We start from the raw sequence: 15,020 nt of genomic DNA on the forward strand, positions 1-15,020 counted from the left end.
CCTCAGTACGTGCGGTGCCAAAAGGTGGCTTACCAGCCGCGGTTGGCGTAGCGCTCGGTCTCGGGGAGGGTGTCGCAGTTGATGCCGACCATGGCCTCGCCGAGGTTGCGCGACGCGTCCGCGATGATCTTCGGGTCGTCGTAGAAGGTGGTCGCCTTGACGATGGCGGCGGCGCGCTTGGCCGGGTCGCCGGACTTGAAGATGCCGGAGCCGACGAAGACGCCCTCGGCGCCGAGCTGACGCATCAGGGCGGCGTCTGCCGGGGTGGCGACGCCACCGGCGGAGAAGAGGACCACCGGGAGCTTGCCCAGCTCGGAGACTTCCTTGACGAGCTCGTACGGGGCGCGCAGGTCCTTGGCGGCCGCGTACAGCTCGTTGTTGTCGAAGCCGCGCAGCTTGGCGATCTCGTTCTTGATCTGCCGCAGGTGGCGGACGGCCTCGACGACGTTGCCGGTGCCGGCCTCGCCCTTGGAGCGGATCATCGCGGCGCCCTCGGCGATGCGGCGCAGGGCCTCGCCCAGGTTGGTGGCACCGCAGACGAAGGGGGTCGTGAACGCCCACTTGTCGGAGTGGTTGACCTCGTCGGCCGGGGTGAGGACCTCGGACTCGTCGATGTAGTCGACGCCGAGGGACTGCAGCACCTGGGCCTCGACGAAGTGGCCGATGCGCGACTTGGCCATCACCGGGATGGACACGGCCTCGATGATGCCCTCGATCATGTCCGGGTCGGACATGCGGGCCACGCCGCCGTCCTTGCGGATGTCGGCGGGGACGCGCTCCAGGGCCATGACGGCGACGGCGCCCGCGTCCTCGGCGATCTTCGCCTGCTCCGGCGTGACGACGTCCATGATCACGCCGCCCTTGAGCTGCTCGGCCATGCCGCGCTTCACGCGGGCCGTGCCGGTCTCGGGAGCCTGGTTGTCGGAAAGCGTGCTGGACACGGGGTGACCTCACTCGGTGGAAAAGGGTCTCTGCAACCACTGAGGAAACGGGAGAGGACCAGGCCACAGCAAGGGCCAATGGGGAGCCGGTGGATCGTTTTCGGGCCACCTCCCGGACAACCGCCGTTCAGGCCGCCCGGTCCACCAGTGCCGCCGGCGGCTCGTCGTCCATCTCGAACGCCATCGGGAACGGCGCGTGTCCCGCCAGCCGGAACCAGCGCACCTTGCGGTGCCGTCGCAGGGCGCGGGCGGCCCGTACGGCGTCGTTGTGGAAGCGCCGGGCCATCGGCACCCGGCGCACCGCCTCGGTCAGTTCCCGGGCCGCCGCCTCTCCCCCGGGCGCCTCGCGCACCGCCTCGACCTGCGGGGCCTCGGCGAACACGGCGCGCAGTGCCTGGCTCAACTCGCTCTCGGCGACCTCCCGTTGCTCCTCCTCGGCCTGCCGGGCGGCGTGCGCGGCCTCGTACAGGACGATCGACGCGGCCGGGTCGAGCACACCGGAGGTCGCCAGCTCCTGGGCCACCGAGGCGCGGCGCAGCAGTTGCGCGTCGAGGGCGGCACGGGCCGCGTCGATCCGGGCGTGCAACCGGTCGAGCCGGCCGGCGGTCCAGCTCAGGTAGAGGCCGATCGCGACCAGCGCGACGAGGATCCAGATGAGGGTTGCGGTCACGGGCGGCAAGGCTACCCGTGACCGGTGACACGCCCCCACCCGCCCGAAACCGGCCTTCTCCGGCGCGATTCGCCCTTGGAGCGGGTCGCGCCCTTCGGAACCCTGGTGTGCGCGGGATCGACTGTATCCGCGACGAGGCGCGGGATCGACTGTGTCCGCGACGAGGGGGGACGAGCATGGACAGACGTACGGTGCTGGCGGCGGGAGTCGCCGCACTGGCCGCGGCCGGACTCGGCGCCGGGCAGTCGGCGAGCGCGGCGACCAGGGGCGAAGCGGGGCTCGTCCCGAGGATCGGGCGGGCCCTGGGTCCGACCGCGCGGGAGGCGGGCGTCGAGCGGGGCGACGGCTGGGTGCGTGCCCGGTTCACCGTGGCCGACGGCGGGGTGCCGTTCGCCGTGGACGTCGTCGCCGACACCGGGCGGGCGCCCACCGCCGTGGCGTATCTGCTGCCGGGCAGCGGTATGAACTTCGCCGGCAACTTCTTCACCCCGCGCGAGCACAACCTCGCGCACCACTTCCGGCGACTCGGGCACCTCGTCGTCGGCGTCACCCCGCGCGAGGACCTGGCCTCGGCGGACGCCGTCACGGCCGACTGGGGGCTCGCCGCCCACCGACGCGACCTCCGTAGGGTCGTCGGCGCCCTCGACACGGCACTGCGTCTGCCCTACCGGCTCGTCGGCCATTCCTCGGGCGCCGGGCTCGCCCTGGACGCCGCGGCCGGTGACGCGTCGCCCCGGCTGCGGCAGGTGGTCGTCATCGACACCACCGGTCCCTACGACGGTGAGCTCGCCGCACGGGCCGCGCAGACCCGGGACGACCTGCAGGCGCAGATCGACGCGGGCGGGTTCGCGACGGATCTTGGGTTCAAGGCGCTGTTCGCCCGTGCCGTGGCCGACCCCGACGGGCCCAGCGCCGTACCGCGTCCGGTCGATCCCACGACCCGGTTCACCAACGCGGGGCTCGCCCACTTCGCCGTGATCCGCACCAGCACGCTCCCCGGTGCCGCGAACTGGATCTACCGCCAGGGCCACGGCGCGGGGACGTACACCTTCGGCGCCACGCCCGCCGAGGACCGGTTCGCCCTCAACCACACTCCGTTCGCCGTCTGGGCCGACGCGGTGGCGGCGCTGGGCAGCGGGCTCGTCCCGACCGCGCTGCTGCGCGATCTCGCGGCCGTCTGGGCCGGCGACGAGACGACGTACCGCATCGCGTGGGACCGGATCCGTGCCGGGGTGGTGTGGGTGAACATGGAGCTGGGCCGCGGGGACCATCCGCGCGGTGCCGAGCTGATCCGCGCGGCGGGCAACGCTGGGGTGTCGTTCACGGTCGTGCCGGGGTACGGCCACGGCGACCCGGTGTTCAGCGCGACGGCCGACCGGGACGTGTGGCCGCTCCTGACGCCGTAGAACGCCGTGGAAAGACCGCGGACGCCGAAGAAGAACCCCCTGGAAGTGGCCGGGCCCCGGGTCAGTCCCGTGCCAGCCCGAGCCGCGCCCGCAGTCCCGGCGCCCGGTCGTCCGCCGCGGCGACCGCCGCCGCCCCGGCCGTCACCGTCTCGTACACGGACAGGATGTCGGCGCCCACCGTCGACCAGTCGAACCGCCGTACGTGCGCGCTGCCGCGCGCCCGCAGCTCCTCGCGCCGCTCCGGGTCCGCCAGCAGCCGCAGTGCCGCCTCGGCGAGCGCGTCCGCGTCCTCGTTGGCGAACAGCTCACCCGCGGCGCCCCGGTCCAGCACCTGGGCGAAGGCGTCCAGGTCGGAAGCGAGCACCGGTGCCCCGGCCGACATCGCCTCGACCAGGATGATCCCGAAGCTCTCGCCGCCGGTGTTGGGGGCGACGTACAGGTCGACGCTGCGCAGGAGGCGGGCCTTGTCCTTGTCGCTGACCATGCCGAGGAACTCCACACGCGAGCGCAGGTCGGCGGGCAGCGACTCCACCGCCTCCTCCTCGTCCCCGCGCCCGGCGACCAGCAGCCGGGTCCGCGGACGCTCGGCGAGGATCTTCGGCAGGGCCTTCATCAGCACCGGCAGGCCCTTGCGCGGCTCGTCGATCCGGCCGATGAAGCCGATCGTGCCGCCCGCCTGTCTCCCACCACCCTCAGCCGGGCTTCGCGCCCCTTCCGATTGCCACTCGGCCTTGGGCTCGGCCTTGGCGAAGAAGTCGACGTCCACGCCGTTGGGGATCACCACCGCATCGCCCCCCAGGTGCTCGACGAGGGTGCGGCGGGCGTACTCGCTCACGGCGATCCGGGCGCTGATCTTCTCCAGGGCCGCCTGGAGGATCGAGTACGCGGCGATCATGGCCCGGGAGCGCGGGTTGGAGGTGTGGAAGGTGGCGACGATCGGGCCCTGTGCGGCCCAGCAGGCCAGCAGGCCGAGGGACGGCGAGGTCGGCTCGTGGATGTGGATGACGTCGAACTCGCCGTCGTGCAGCCAGCGGCGTACGCGGGCGGCGCTCAGGAAGCCGAAGTTCAGCCGGGCCACCGAGCCGTTGTACGGCACCGGCACCGCGCGGCCGGCGGAGACGACGTACGGCGGCAGGGGGGTGTCGTCGTCGGCCGGGGCGAGGACGGACACCTCGTGGCCGAGGCGGATGAAGTACTCGGCCAGATCACGGATGTGGAACTGGACGCCGCCCGGCACGTCCCAGGAGTACGGGCAGACGATTCCGATCCTCACGGACGCTCCCCACCCGAACTCTCCGTGCCGTCCGTACCGGACGACGGGCGTGGTTCCAGGTCAGCGAGCCACAAGCGCTGAAGCATGTGCCAGTCCTCCGGATGGTCGGCGATCCCCGTGGCGAAGGCATCGGCCAGCGCCTGTGTCATGACAGACGTCTTCTCGGCCCGTGTACCTGTCTCGGGCACGTCGACCGGAGGATGCACCCGCCCCCGCATGACCGGCGAGTCGTCGTACCAGAGCGTCACCGGCAGCAGCAGGGCGCCCGTCTGCTGGGCGAGCAGCGCCGGACCGGCCGGCATCCGGGTGGCCTCGCCGAAGAACTTGACCTCGACGCCGGAGGCGGACAGGTCCCGTTCGGCGACCAGGCAGACCAGGCCGCCGTCGCGCAGCCGCCGGGCCAGCGTGCCGAAGGCGGTGCCGCCGCTGTGCGGCAGGACCTCCATGCCGAGGCCCTCGCGGTAGGCGACGAAGCGGTCGTACAGCGTCTCCGGCTTGAGGCGCTCGGCGACCGTCGTGAAGGGCGTTTGGAGCGTGGTGGTGACCCAAGCGCCCGCGAGGTCCCAGTTGGCCATGTGCGGCAGCGCGAGGACGACGCCCTTGCCGGCCGCGAGCCCCTCGGTGAGGTAGTGCAGGTCCTTGGCGTCGAAGCCGCTCTCAACGCGCTCGGCGCTCCAGGCCGGGAGCCGGAAGGACTCCATCCAGTAGCGCAGGTACGACCGCATGCCCGCGCGGGAGAGCTCGGCGAGGCGCTCAGGGGTCGCGTCGGGCACCACGCGCGCGTAGTTGCTCTCCAGCCGTCTGACGCCCTTGCCTCGCTGCTTCCAGGCGAGGTCGGCGATGCTCCGGCCGAGACGCGCGGCGACCGGCTCGGGCAGCTTCTTGACCACGCCCCAGCCGAGGCCGTACAGCGCGTCCGTGACCCGGTCCTGGGCGCTCACTTCGCCGCCTCGCTCCCCTGGGTCTGCTGCTTGTCCTGCTTGTCCTGGGCGGCCGCGGCCTCCGCCTCGGCCGACTCCCGGCGGACCGTGACGACCCGCTGGATGAGCGTGACCAGGCTGCCGACGGCCACGATCCACAGCGCGACGGGCAGCAGGTACTGGATGCCGGGTACCCCGAACTTGTGCAGGCCCGCGAGTCCGGCCAGGACCAGGGCGATCACCAGGCGCTCGGCACGCTCCACGAGTCCGTTGACGGCGACCGGCAGGCCGATCGACTCGCCGCGGGCCTTGGTGTACGACACCACCTGGCCGCTGGCCAGGCAGAAGATCGAGACGGCGCACAGGACGTTGTCGTCGCCCCCACCGGCGTACCAGAGGGCGAAGCCGCCGAAGATCGCGCCGTCGGCGACCCGGTCGAGCGTGGAGTCCAGGAAGGCGCCCCAGCGGCTGGAGCGGCCGAGCTGGCGGGCCATGTTGCCGTCGACGAGGTCGGAGAACACGAACAGCGTGATCACGACCGTGCCCCAGAAGAACTCGCCCCTGGGGTAGAAGACCAGCGCGCCGGCGACCACACCGGCGGTACCGATGAGGGTGACCGTGTCGGGGCTGACGCCCCGCCGGATGAGAAACGCGGCGAACGGTGTGAGGACACGCGTGAAGAATGCACGCGCGTACTTGTTCAGCATGGCCTTCCCGACGGTCGGTGTGGCCGAGCGGCCCCTGCTGGCCACCGGCTGGCCCATCGTAGCCACGCGCGCGCGTGGGCGGCGGCCGGGCACCGTCAGCCCGGGTCACGGCCCGACGGCATCCGGGTCACGGCACGGTCGCGCGGCCACAGCGGCGCACAGGGGCGCGATCGCGTCCGCCGTATGGACGCACCGTGACGGGAGTGGAAAGCTCGAAGGACAACCGCGGGCGTCGCCGGAGCCGCCACCGCTGGGGGTGCCCCCGGACGGAGTCTGGGGGAGGATCCCGCGTGTCCGCGCCCACAGTGACCTCACCGTGCACGGGAGGCAAGGCCATGGGCGACAAGGCGAACGCACACCCCGGAGCCGCCGGCAGGGCAACAGCGGCCGACCACCCCGCGTCCGTACGGAATGTGGTGCTGGTCGGCCACTCCGGTTCGGGCAAGACGACTCTGGTGGAGGCTCTCGCGCTGACAGCGGGAGCAGTGAACCGGGCGGGCCGCGTGGAGGACGGCGGCACCGTCTCCGACTACGACGAGATCGAGCACCGGCAGCAACGCTCGGTGCAGCTCTCCCTGGTACCCGTCGAATGGGACGGATACAAGATCAATCTTCTCGACACCCCCGGATACGCCGACTTCGTCGGGGAACTCAGGGCCGGTCTGCGAGCGGCGGACGCGGCCCTTTTCGTCGTCTCGGCCTCCGACGGGGTGGACGGCTCGACCCGCATGGTGTGGGAGGAGTGCGCGGCCGTCGGCATGCCCCGCGCGATCGTCATCACGCACCTGGAATCCGCCCGGGCGAACTTCGAGGAGATGACACGGACCTGCGCGGAGGTCTTCGGCGGCGACGACCCCGACGCCGTGCTGCCGCTGTACCTGCCGCTGCGCGGCCCGCAGGCACCGGACGGGCACGCGCCCGTCACCGGGCTGATCGGGCTGCTGTCGCAGAAGCTGTTCGACTACTCGACCGGGGAGCGCAAGGAGTCCGAGCCGGGCGAGGACCAGCTGCCGCTGATCGAGGAGGCCCGCAACCGGCTGATCGAGGGGATCATCTCCGAGAGCGAGGACGAGACCCTCATGGACCGCTACCTCGGCGGCGAGCCGATCGACTTCAAGACACTGGTGGAGGACCTGGAGCGGGCCGTGGCCCGCGGCGTCTTCTTCCCGGTCCTGGCCGCCGCCCCCGCGGCCGAGGGCGCCCGGCAGGGGCTCGGCACGGTCGAGCTCCTCGAGCTGGTCACCCGCGGCTTCCCGACCCCCCTGGAACGCGAGGCGCCGAGGGTCACCACGGTCGACGGCAAGCCGCGCGAGCTGAAGCTGTGCGATCCGAACGGCCCGCTGGTCGCGGAGGTCGTGAAGACCTCGTCCGACCCGTACGTCGGCCGGGTCTCGCTGGTACGGGTCTTCTCGGGCACCCTGCGCCCCGACCAGACCGTCCACGTCTCCGGGCACGGGCTCGCCGACCGGGGCCACGAGGACCATGACGTCGACGAGCGGATCGGCGCCCTGTCCGGGCCGTTCGGCAAGCAGCAGCGGGTGCTGACGCACTGCATCGCGGGCGATCTGGCCAGCGTGGCCAAGCTGAGCCGCGCGGAGACCGGGGACACCCTCTCGGCCAAGGACGACCCGCTGCTCATGGAGCCGTGGGAGATGCCCGATCCGCTGCTGCCGCTCGCCATCCAGGCGCACAGCAAGGCGGACGAGGACAAGCTCTCCCAGGGCCTGTCCCGGCTGGTCGCCGAGGACCCGACCATGCGGCTGGAGCAGAACCAGGACATCCACCAGGTGGTGCTGTGGTGCCTGGGCGAGGCACATGCCGACGTGGCGCTGGAGCGGCTGCGCAGCCGGTACGGCGTGCAGGTCGACGTCGTCCCGCACAAGGTCTCCCTGCGGGAGACGTTCGCGGGCAGGTCGGCGGGCCGCGGGCGCCATGTCAAGCAGTCCGGCGGGCACGGGCAGTACGCCATCTGCGAGATCGAGGTGGAGCCGCTGCCTGGCGGCTCGGGCATCGAGTTCGTGGACAAGGTCGTCGGCGGCGCTGTGCCGCGCCAGTTCATCCCGTCCGTCGAGAAGGGCGTAAGGGCCCAGGCGGCCAAGGGAGTCGCGGCCGGCTATCCGCTCATCGACTTCCGGGTCACGCTGCTCGACGGCAAGGCGCACTCGGTGGACTCCTCCGACGCCGCGTTCCAGACAGCCGGCGCGCTCGCCCTGCGGGAGGCCGCGGCCGACGCGAAGATCCATCTGCTGGAGCCGGTCGCCGAGGTGAGCGTCCTGGTCGGCGACGACTACGTGGGCGCCGTGATGAGCGACCTGTCCGGGCGGCGCGGCCGGGTGCTGGGCACGGAACAGACCAGCGGCGGCCGCACGCTGGTGCGCGCCGAAGTACCCGAGATCGAGATCGGCCGGTACGCCGTCGACCTCCGTTCCCTGTCCCACGGCACGGCACGCTTCAGCCGCCGGTACGCGCGGCACGAGCCGATGCCGCCGCAGATCGCAGAAAGGGTCCGTGAAGAGGCGCGCGACGCCTCCTAGTTGGCGCCGGCGCACGACAAGTGGCGTTCGGCGCCCGACAAGTGGCGTTTGTGGAACGCTCCCCTCCCAGTCGGCGGGCGGCTTCGGCCGTCCGCCGACGGATGTCGGTGCCTGGGGATACGCTGAAGACCTGATCAACAGGTGTGCGAAGCACGGAAGTCGGGAAGGCCGCATGAGCAGGACCTGCGGCGATCGGGGGCGGGAATGACCGTTGAGAGCGGTTACGCGGACATCTTCGGTCCGCAGGTGCCGCGCACGGGCGACGGCGGCCAGACGCCGACCTTCGCGCTGGCCTCGGCGGCCTATCGGGACAATCCGGTGGAGGAGATCCTCAAGGCCAACAACGAGTGGCACGAGTCGGCCGTCAAGGGCGGCCGCAAGTGGGCGAAGATCTTCCGGCCCAACCTGGGCGAGGCATTCTCCGGAGCCGTGGTCGCCCGCATGCTGGGCGCCGGCCGCAAGCCGCTCATCCAGTCCTTCGGCGCCGAGCCGCAGGTCGTGGTGGATCACTGCCTCGCGGCGAACAACATCCGCCGGGACCGCGACAATCTGCTGACCATCGTCATGGTGCTGTGCGGTCTGCTGTTCCTGCCCGGGCTCCTGGTGTGGCTCCTGGTGTTCCAGATCCGCACCACCATCGCCAAGAACGAGAACAAGCAGGCCGGAGCGCTCGCCACCGCGCTGCTCGTCGGGGTGGGCGCCCTCGCCGTGATCTTCCTGGTCCGCATGCCGTTCTCGGGATTCTGGGGCTGGTACGCGCGCGGGTCGATCGTCATGCCGGTCGTCGGCTGGTTCTGGGCCAAGCAGATCTGCGAACGCACGGCGAAGGACCTGCGGGAGCGCTGGGGCAGCCTGCTGGCCGGCAGCAGCGTCGGGGCCAAGGTGCCCGAGGCGGTGCCGACCAGCCCCCGCGAGACCGCTGCCGAGCAGCTGCGCCAGTCCCTGGCGAAGCTCAGTGCCGAGCAGCAGTCCAACTCCGTTTTCTACGCCGGGCCCAAAGGCATACTCGGCATGGGCACCCGCTGGGGCAGCTGGCAGCTGGCCGAGGACCTGGTGTCCGCCGATCCCACCCGCGAGATCCACCCCTTCCGCAGCTGGGACGTCGTTCGCTCGATCCACGACCAGCTGCGCATGCTGGAGCGCGGGCCGCTGAACTCCGGCGGTTTCCCGAAACCGTCGATACGGCACTGGGTCGTCACGCCGATCGCGGAGGGCGCGACGGAGGTGTCCCGGCCGGAGGGCACGGACGTCGAGGCGTACCAGGTCAAGTCGCACGCCATACAGGACATCTGCAACAAGCAGCAGTTCGGCGCCGGTGACCGGCACTACCTGGGCGTGCAGTGGACGCTGTGGGACGGGCAGCTGGTGATCACCATGCTGATCACGGTGACCGTGCTGCACGAGACGCTGCGCATCGAGGTGACCGGGCACGCGCTGGGGCCGGTGCACGGGCTGTTCACCTCGAAACCGGCGGCCAAGGAGAAGGAAGTCCAGAAGTCGCTCAAGTTCTGGGAGACCCGGAAGGTGAAGCTTCCGCTGGTCGACGCGGACGAGGTGGTCCGCCTTGCGGCCCGGGCGCCGCTCACCTGGTATCCGCCGCTGCTGAACTGGCTGGGCGGCTCACTGACCCTCCCCGAGCCGTTCGGTCTGCGGCACGCCTGGGCGGACAAGCCGTGGCGGCACCGCTTCATGGCCGACGACGCGCTGCGCGCGGCGGCGCCGGTGCTGCGGGTAGTGCACGCGGCGGCGATCCGGGTCCTGGAGGAGAACGGCGTGGACACGGAGAAGTTCGGCACGCGGTCGGCGTTCCTCAGCACGGCTGTGCAGGATGTGGCGCCGCGCAAGGCCGACCTGTACGAAGCGTAGGTCTGGGGGGCCGCGCCCCCGGACCCCCGCCAGGCGTCAGGCCGCCGGCCAGACCTCCGCCAGCATCTTCCGGGTGTCCGCCAGCAGCTGCGGCAGTACCCGTGTGTGGCCGACGACCGGCATGAAGTTCGTGTCGCCGCCCCAGCGCGGGACGATGTGCTGGTGGAGATGGGCGGCGATGCCGGCGCCGGCCACGCTGCCTTGGTTCATGCCCAGGTTGAAGCCCTGAGCCCCGGAGGCGTTGCGCAACGCTTTCATCGCCTGCTTGGTCAACTCGGCAAGCTCGGCGGTCTCCTCCGTTGTGAGGTCCGTGTAGTCGGCGACGTGGCGATAGGGCACGATCATCAGGTGGCCGCCGTTGTACGGGTAGAGATTGAGCACCGCGTAGACCTGCTCACCGCGCCTGACGATCAGCCCGTCCTCGTCGGACTTGGCCGGCAGCGAGCAGAAGGGGCAGCCGTCGTCGGCTCCGGGGCCGGTCGGCTTGTTCTCGCCCTGGATGTAGGCCATCCGATGGGGCGTCCACAGACGCTGGAACGCGTCCTGGATCCCCACTCCCCACTGCTGCTCCGGCTCACTCGTCATGCAGTGCAGCATATGGCGTCGAGCTGGGGGGACGGCAAAGGCCCCCGGAGATCCCGGGGGCCGAGCCCCGCGTTTGCGGGGAGCACGCGCCGGCGACCGTGCCCTGTTTCATGCCGATCGGACCACCCCCGCGTCGGCGGGGAGCACGTCACACCTGAATCCGGCGCTCCACCACATCAACGAGCTTCGCCAGCGCTTCGTCACGCGGAATGCCGTTTTCCTGGGACCCGTCGCGGTAGCGGAACGACACCGTGCCCGCGTTCATGTCATCGTCACCGACAATGATCATGAAAGGAACCTTCAGCTTCTGGTGGGTTCGGATCTTCTTCTGCATGCGGTCCGACGACGAGTCGACCTCGACCCGCAGCCCCTTCGCCTTCGCCTCGGCAGCGAACTTCTCCAGGTACTCGACATGCGCGTCGCCCACGGGGATACCGACCGCCTGCACCGGCGCCAGCCAAGCCGGGAACGCACCCGCGTAGTGCTCAAGGAGCACCGCGAAGAACCGCTCGATCGAGCCGAACAGGGCCCGGTGGATCATGACCGGGCGCTGCTTGGAGCCGTCGGGCGAGGTGTACTCCAGCTCGAACCGCTCCGGCAGGTTGAAGTCGAGCTGGATCGTCGACATCTGCCAGGTACGGCCGATGGCGTCCTTGGTCTGGACGGAGATCTTCGGCCCGTAGAAGGCGGCACCGCCCGGGTCCGGGACCAGGGGCAGACCCTGCTTCTCGGCGACCTGCCGCAGCGTCTCGGTCGCCTCCTCCCAGGCCTCGTCGGAGCCGACGAACTTCTCCGGGTCCTTGGTGGACAGCTCCAGGTAGAAGTCGGTCAGGCCGTAGTCCCGCAGGAGGCCGAGGACGAAGGTGAGCGTCTTGTCGAGCTCCTCGGCCATCTGCTCGCGCGTGCAGTAGATGTGCGCATCGTCCTGGGTGAAGCCGCGGGCCCGGGTCAGGCCGTGCACGACGCCCGACTTCTCGTACCGGTACACGGTCCCGAACTCGAACAGCCGCAGCGGCAGTTCACGGTACGAGCGGCCGCGTGCGTCGAAGATCAGGTTGTGCATCGGGCAGTTCATGGGCTTGAGGTAGTAGTCCACGCCCTCGTCGAGCTGCATGGGCGGGTACATGCCGTCGGCGTACCAGTCCAGGTGGCCCGAGGTCTCGAAGAGCTTCCCCTTCGTGGCGTGCGGGGTGTAGACGAACTCGTAGCCCTCTTCCTCGTGGCGGCGCCGCGAGTAGTCCTCCATGACCCGGCGGATGATGCCGCCCTTGGGGTGGAAGACGGCGAGGCCGGAGCCGATCTGCTCCGGGATGGAGAACAGGTCGAGCTCACTGCCCAGCTTGCGGTGGTCGCGCTTCTCGGCCTCGGCGAGGAAGTCGAGGTGCGCCTTCAGCTCGTCCTTGGTCGGCCAGGCGGTGCCGTAGATGCGCTGGAGCATCGGGTTCTTCTCGCTGCCCCGCCAGTAGGCGGCGGCATTGCGCATCAGCTTGAACGCCGGGATGTTCCGGGTGGTCGGCAGGTGGGGACCGCGGCAGAGGTCCTTCCAGCACAGGTCACCGGTCTTGGCGTCCAGGTTGTCGTAGATCGTCAGTTCGCCCGCACCGACCTCCACGTCGGCGCCGTCGTCCGCGGAGGCCGAGCCCTTGAGGCCGATCAGCTCCAGCTTGTACGGCTCGGACGACAGCTCCTCACGGGCCGCCTCGTCCGTCACCACACGGCGCGAGAAGCGCTGCCCGCGCTTCTGGATCTCCTGCATCTTCTTCTCGATGGCCTTGAGATCCTCGGGCGTGAACGGCTTCTCGACGTCGAAGTCGTAGTAGAAGCCGTCCTTGACCGGCGGGCCGATGCCCAGCTTGGCCTCGGGGAAGAGCTCCTGCACGGCCTGCGCCATCACGTGCGCGGTGGAGTGGCGCAGGATGTTCAGGCCGTCCTCGGAGGAGATCTCGACGCCCTCGACCTCCTCGCCCTCGGACAGGACGTACGACAGGTCCTTGAGCTCGCCGCCCACACGCGCGGCGATGATCGAGCGCTCGCCGGCGAAGAGGTCCGCGGCCGTAGTGCCCGTCGTCACCACGCGCTCTTCCCGCTCGGAATCGCGTTGGATGATCACACGGACGTCTGACACCGGTCTCTCCTGACTGAAGGTGGGGTGCGGCGCCATACCTGGAGCGCGCGCATTACCGGATCGTACCGACCCCGGACCCCCGACCGCTAAACGGATGACCTCCGCCCCGGCCTCCTACGCCTCAGTCTCCTCCGCAGGCCTCCTCGAAGAAGTCCAGATCCTCCTGCAGCGACTTCATCAGCCGGTCCCGCTCGGCCTCGTCCACCTGCACCGGTACGACCGCGGAGACCCCCGTCAGTTTGCGGAACCCGCCCCGGCTCTCCAATCGCCCGTGCACGCGCACCGGCAGTCCGACCAGGTGTGCGTGCCCAGCGATGCGGTACGACTCCTCGTCCAGCGCCAGCCGGACGTGCGGGATCTCGGCCCCGGCCAGCACCCGCAGCCGTACGGCACCCTCTCCGCGCGGCCCCGACCTGCGCATCCGTACCACGGCACCCGTGATCCGGACGGGCACGGACGGTTCCTCGCGCAGGTACCGTGCCCCGGCTTCACGCAGGACGGGAAGGTCTCCGGGAGAGAACTCGACGGGTTCGCCACCCGCCGCGCAGCCCTGTGGAACACCGGCCGCCGGTGCCCACTCCACGGCGACCCGCGCCCCCTCCGTGCCGCGCACCAGGGCGATCAGCGCCTCGGTGAGTTCACGGCTGACGCCCGCCTCGACGGCGCCGTCGAAGGCGTCCATGCCGCCGGTGGCCCGCTGGTAGTCGATGGCCTCGCGGGCGGCGTACAGGGCCTGGTGCAGGCGTACGGCGAGCGGTCGCCCGGTGCCGACCGGCACGAAGGCGGTGAGGCGGCGACCGCCGGCCGCGGAACCGACGAGGACGTTCTCCAGGGACGCGGCGGCGGTGCGCCGGTAGCGGGCGCCGTAATAGCCCGCACGCGCGCGCGTGGCGAGCGCGCCGGCGAGCAGCATCTGGCGGGCGGCGGCGCGCAGTTGTTCCTCGACGGTCCACGGGGCGGCGCCGGCCGGGCCGGTCGGCACATCACGCCACCAGCGGATCTCGTCACTGGGCACGGCGAGGGAGACCAGTACCTCGCGCGCGGAGGGCGTGCCGCTGCGGGACAGTGCGAGGAGCGCCTCGCCGAGGAGATCGTCGCTGTCGGGGAAGGCGCGGCTCTCGGGCACCAGCAGGCTCGTCCCGCCGCCGCCCGGTCCGGGCGGGGTCCAGCGTCCGTAGCGTCCGGCCGCTCCTCCGCGCCGCTGCCAGCCGTGCCGGTGCAGCAGGGCGCTGAGCACGGCCGGGTCGACGTCGCCGGGGTCGGGGGCACGGTTCCAGACGACGGCGGCCTGGTCGACGGGGTGCGGTCGTACGGACCGCAGCGGCTGCTCCAGCGGGCGGTGCGTCATGGTCTGCCTCCGGTCCCGACCCGCGTCATGATCTCGCAGAGCGCCCGGTCGTCGAAGATGCGCGAGGTCGGTATCCGCACGGTGGTCCGGTTCCGGCCCGTGACGGGATGACCGGCGAGGTTGGTCCAGTAGCAGCAGTGCCTGAGGTCCAGCCGGTCGTGACTGGCGCGCAGCCAGTCGTCCTGGGACCTGGGCACGAGCATCACGACGAGGATCTTGTGCACCGAGACCGGGGTGCGGGCGAGCTTGCGCAGGTGGGCGTTGTCGAGTGTGAAGGAGAAGGTGCGGCCGGGAGGGTTCGGCGGGATCTGGTACGTGCATTTGAGCTGCACCTTGATGGTCACCTCGTCGTCGACGGTGTGTCCGGGTGCGCTGTGGCTGACGTGCCAGTCGATGCCGTTGTCCGGAAATGGCTGGGACAGTGAGCAGCCGGCGGCCGCCGCGACCGCGTGCAAGTAGCCCACCTGCAAGGTCTCCATGCAGGCGGTGGTGGCGAGTGTGCCGCGATGGGGGCCCGTTCGTTCGGGCAGCAGCCCGCCCCGCTCGGGCTGCGCTATCGCCATGACGAACAGCCTTCCCAGCCAAGTGAGATGCCCGCACCGGGGCCGAGTGAATTCCGCGTCGGGTCGCTGAACTGCAAGGACC

The 15,020-nt window shown here is 71.0% G+C and carries 12 protein-coding genes; 3 read left to right on the plus strand and 9 right to left on the minus strand.

Annotation, left to right across the window (positions count from 1 at the left end):
- Positions 1-29: 29 nt before the first annotated feature.
- Both pdxS and Q4V64_RS09330 read right to left on the minus strand, forming a co-directional pair.
- Positions 30-941, minus strand: coding sequence for a pyridoxal 5'-phosphate synthase lyase subunit PdxS (pdxS, locus tag Q4V64_RS09325; RefSeq protein ID WP_124443768.1), 912 nt, complete (start codon positions 939-941; stop codon positions 30-32).
- Positions 942-1,068: 127 nt separating this feature from the next.
- The gene (locus tag Q4V64_RS09330) at positions 1,069-1,611 is read right to left on the minus strand and encodes a hypothetical protein (RefSeq protein ID WP_124443767.1); all 543 of its coding nucleotides are present in this window, start codon (positions 1,609-1,611) and stop codon (positions 1,069-1,071) included.
- Between the two features lie 176 nt (positions 1,612-1,787).
- Between Q4V64_RS09330 and Q4V64_RS09335 the strand changes: the two genes are divergently transcribed.
- A complete protein-coding gene (locus tag Q4V64_RS09335; protein WP_124443766.1) occupies positions 1,788-3,017 on the plus strand; it encodes a hypothetical protein in 1,230 nt (409 codons plus the stop codon).
- Positions 3,018-3,078: 61 nt separating this feature from the next.
- Here the strand turns inward: Q4V64_RS09335 and Q4V64_RS09340 are convergent, their stop codons facing one another.
- From Q4V64_RS09340 to pgsA, 3 genes are read right to left on the minus strand one after another with little or no spacing between them, the layout of a single operon-like run.
- Positions 3,079-4,290, minus strand: a complete 1,212-nt coding sequence (locus tag Q4V64_RS09340) for a glycosyltransferase family 4 protein (RefSeq protein ID WP_124443765.1) — start codon at positions 4,288-4,290, stop codon at positions 3,079-3,081.
- A complete protein-coding gene (locus tag Q4V64_RS09345) occupies positions 4,287-5,231 on the minus strand; it encodes a phosphatidylinositol mannoside acyltransferase (protein WP_124443764.1) in 945 nt (314 codons plus the stop codon). Before Q4V64_RS09345 ends, Q4V64_RS09340 begins: the two co-directional genes overlap by 4 nt.
- Positions 5,228-5,974 (minus strand): phosphatidylinositol phosphate synthase, encoded by a 747-nt coding sequence (gene pgsA / locus Q4V64_RS09350; RefSeq protein ID WP_124443909.1) that lies wholly within the window; start codon positions 5,972-5,974, stop codon positions 5,228-5,230. Before pgsA ends, Q4V64_RS09345 begins: the two co-directional genes overlap by 4 nt.
- 278 nt (positions 5,975-6,252) lie before the next feature.
- Between pgsA and Q4V64_RS09355 the strand changes: the two genes are divergently transcribed.
- Positions 6,253-8,451, plus strand: a complete 2,199-nt coding sequence (locus tag Q4V64_RS09355) for an elongation factor G-like protein EF-G2 (protein ID WP_124443908.1) — start codon at positions 6,253-6,255, stop codon at positions 8,449-8,451.
- Between the two features lie 204 nt (positions 8,452-8,655).
- Positions 8,656-10,317 carry a hypothetical protein gene (locus Q4V64_RS09360; protein ID WP_124443763.1) on the plus strand — a complete coding sequence of 554 codons (1,662 nt, stop codon included), beginning with the start codon at positions 8,656-8,658 and terminating at the stop codon, positions 10,315-10,317.
- Between the two features lie 36 nt (positions 10,318-10,353).
- Here the strand turns inward: Q4V64_RS09360 and Q4V64_RS09365 are convergent, their stop codons facing one another.
- The 4 genes from Q4V64_RS09365 to Q4V64_RS09380 form a co-directional block, all read right to left on the minus strand.
- Complete coding sequence (locus Q4V64_RS09365; RefSeq protein ID WP_124443762.1) at positions 10,354-10,914, minus strand: HIT domain-containing protein; 561 nt, start codon at positions 10,912-10,914, stop codon at positions 10,354-10,356.
- Between the two features lie 136 nt (positions 10,915-11,050).
- Complete coding sequence (gene thrS / locus Q4V64_RS09370) at positions 11,051-13,027, minus strand: threonine--tRNA ligase (protein ID WP_124443761.1); 1,977 nt, start codon at positions 13,025-13,027, stop codon at positions 11,051-11,053.
- Between the two features lie 121 nt (positions 13,028-13,148).
- Positions 13,149-14,375: a hypothetical protein gene (locus Q4V64_RS09375; protein ID WP_124443760.1), complete on the minus strand. Its 1,227-nt coding sequence runs from the start codon at positions 14,373-14,375 to the stop codon at positions 13,149-13,151.
- Entirely contained in the window at positions 14,372-14,938 is a 567-nt protein-coding gene (locus Q4V64_RS09380) for a DUF4365 domain-containing protein (RefSeq protein ID WP_124443759.1), read from the minus strand. Before Q4V64_RS09380 ends, Q4V64_RS09375 begins: the two co-directional genes overlap by 4 nt.
- Between the last annotated feature and the right edge of the window lie 82 nt (positions 14,939-15,020).

The sequence above is a fragment of the Streptomyces sp. NL15-2K genome, from assembly GCF_030551255.1.
In the GTDB taxonomy this organism is placed as follows: domain Bacteria; phylum Actinomycetota; class Actinomycetes; order Streptomycetales; family Streptomycetaceae; genus Streptomyces.

Coding starts and splice junctions, on each gene's coding strand:
- Q4V64_RS09335 (WP_124443766.1), top strand. CDS start 1,788: ATGGACAGACGTACGGTGCTGGCGGCGGGAGTCGCCGCACTGGCCGCG.
- pgsA (WP_124443909.1), bottom strand. CDS start 5,974: ATGGGCCAGCCGGTGGCCAGCAGGGGCCGCTCGGCCACACCGACCGTC.
- Q4V64_RS09355 (WP_124443908.1), top strand. CDS start 6,253: ATGGGCGACAAGGCGAACGCACACCCCGGAGCCGCCGGCAGGGCAACA.
- Q4V64_RS09360 (WP_124443763.1), top strand. CDS start 8,656: ATGACCGTTGAGAGCGGTTACGCGGACATCTTCGGTCCGCAGGTGCCG.
- Q4V64_RS09365 (WP_124443762.1), bottom strand. CDS start 10,914: ATGCTGCACTGCATGACGAGTGAGCCGGAGCAGCAGTGGGGAGTGGGG.
- Q4V64_RS09375 (WP_124443760.1), bottom strand. CDS start 14,375: ATGACGCACCGCCCGCTGGAGCAGCCGCTGCGGTCCGTACGACCGCAC.
- Q4V64_RS09380 (WP_124443759.1), bottom strand. CDS start 14,938: ATGGCGATAGCGCAGCCCGAGCGGGGCGGGCTGCTGCCCGAACGAACG.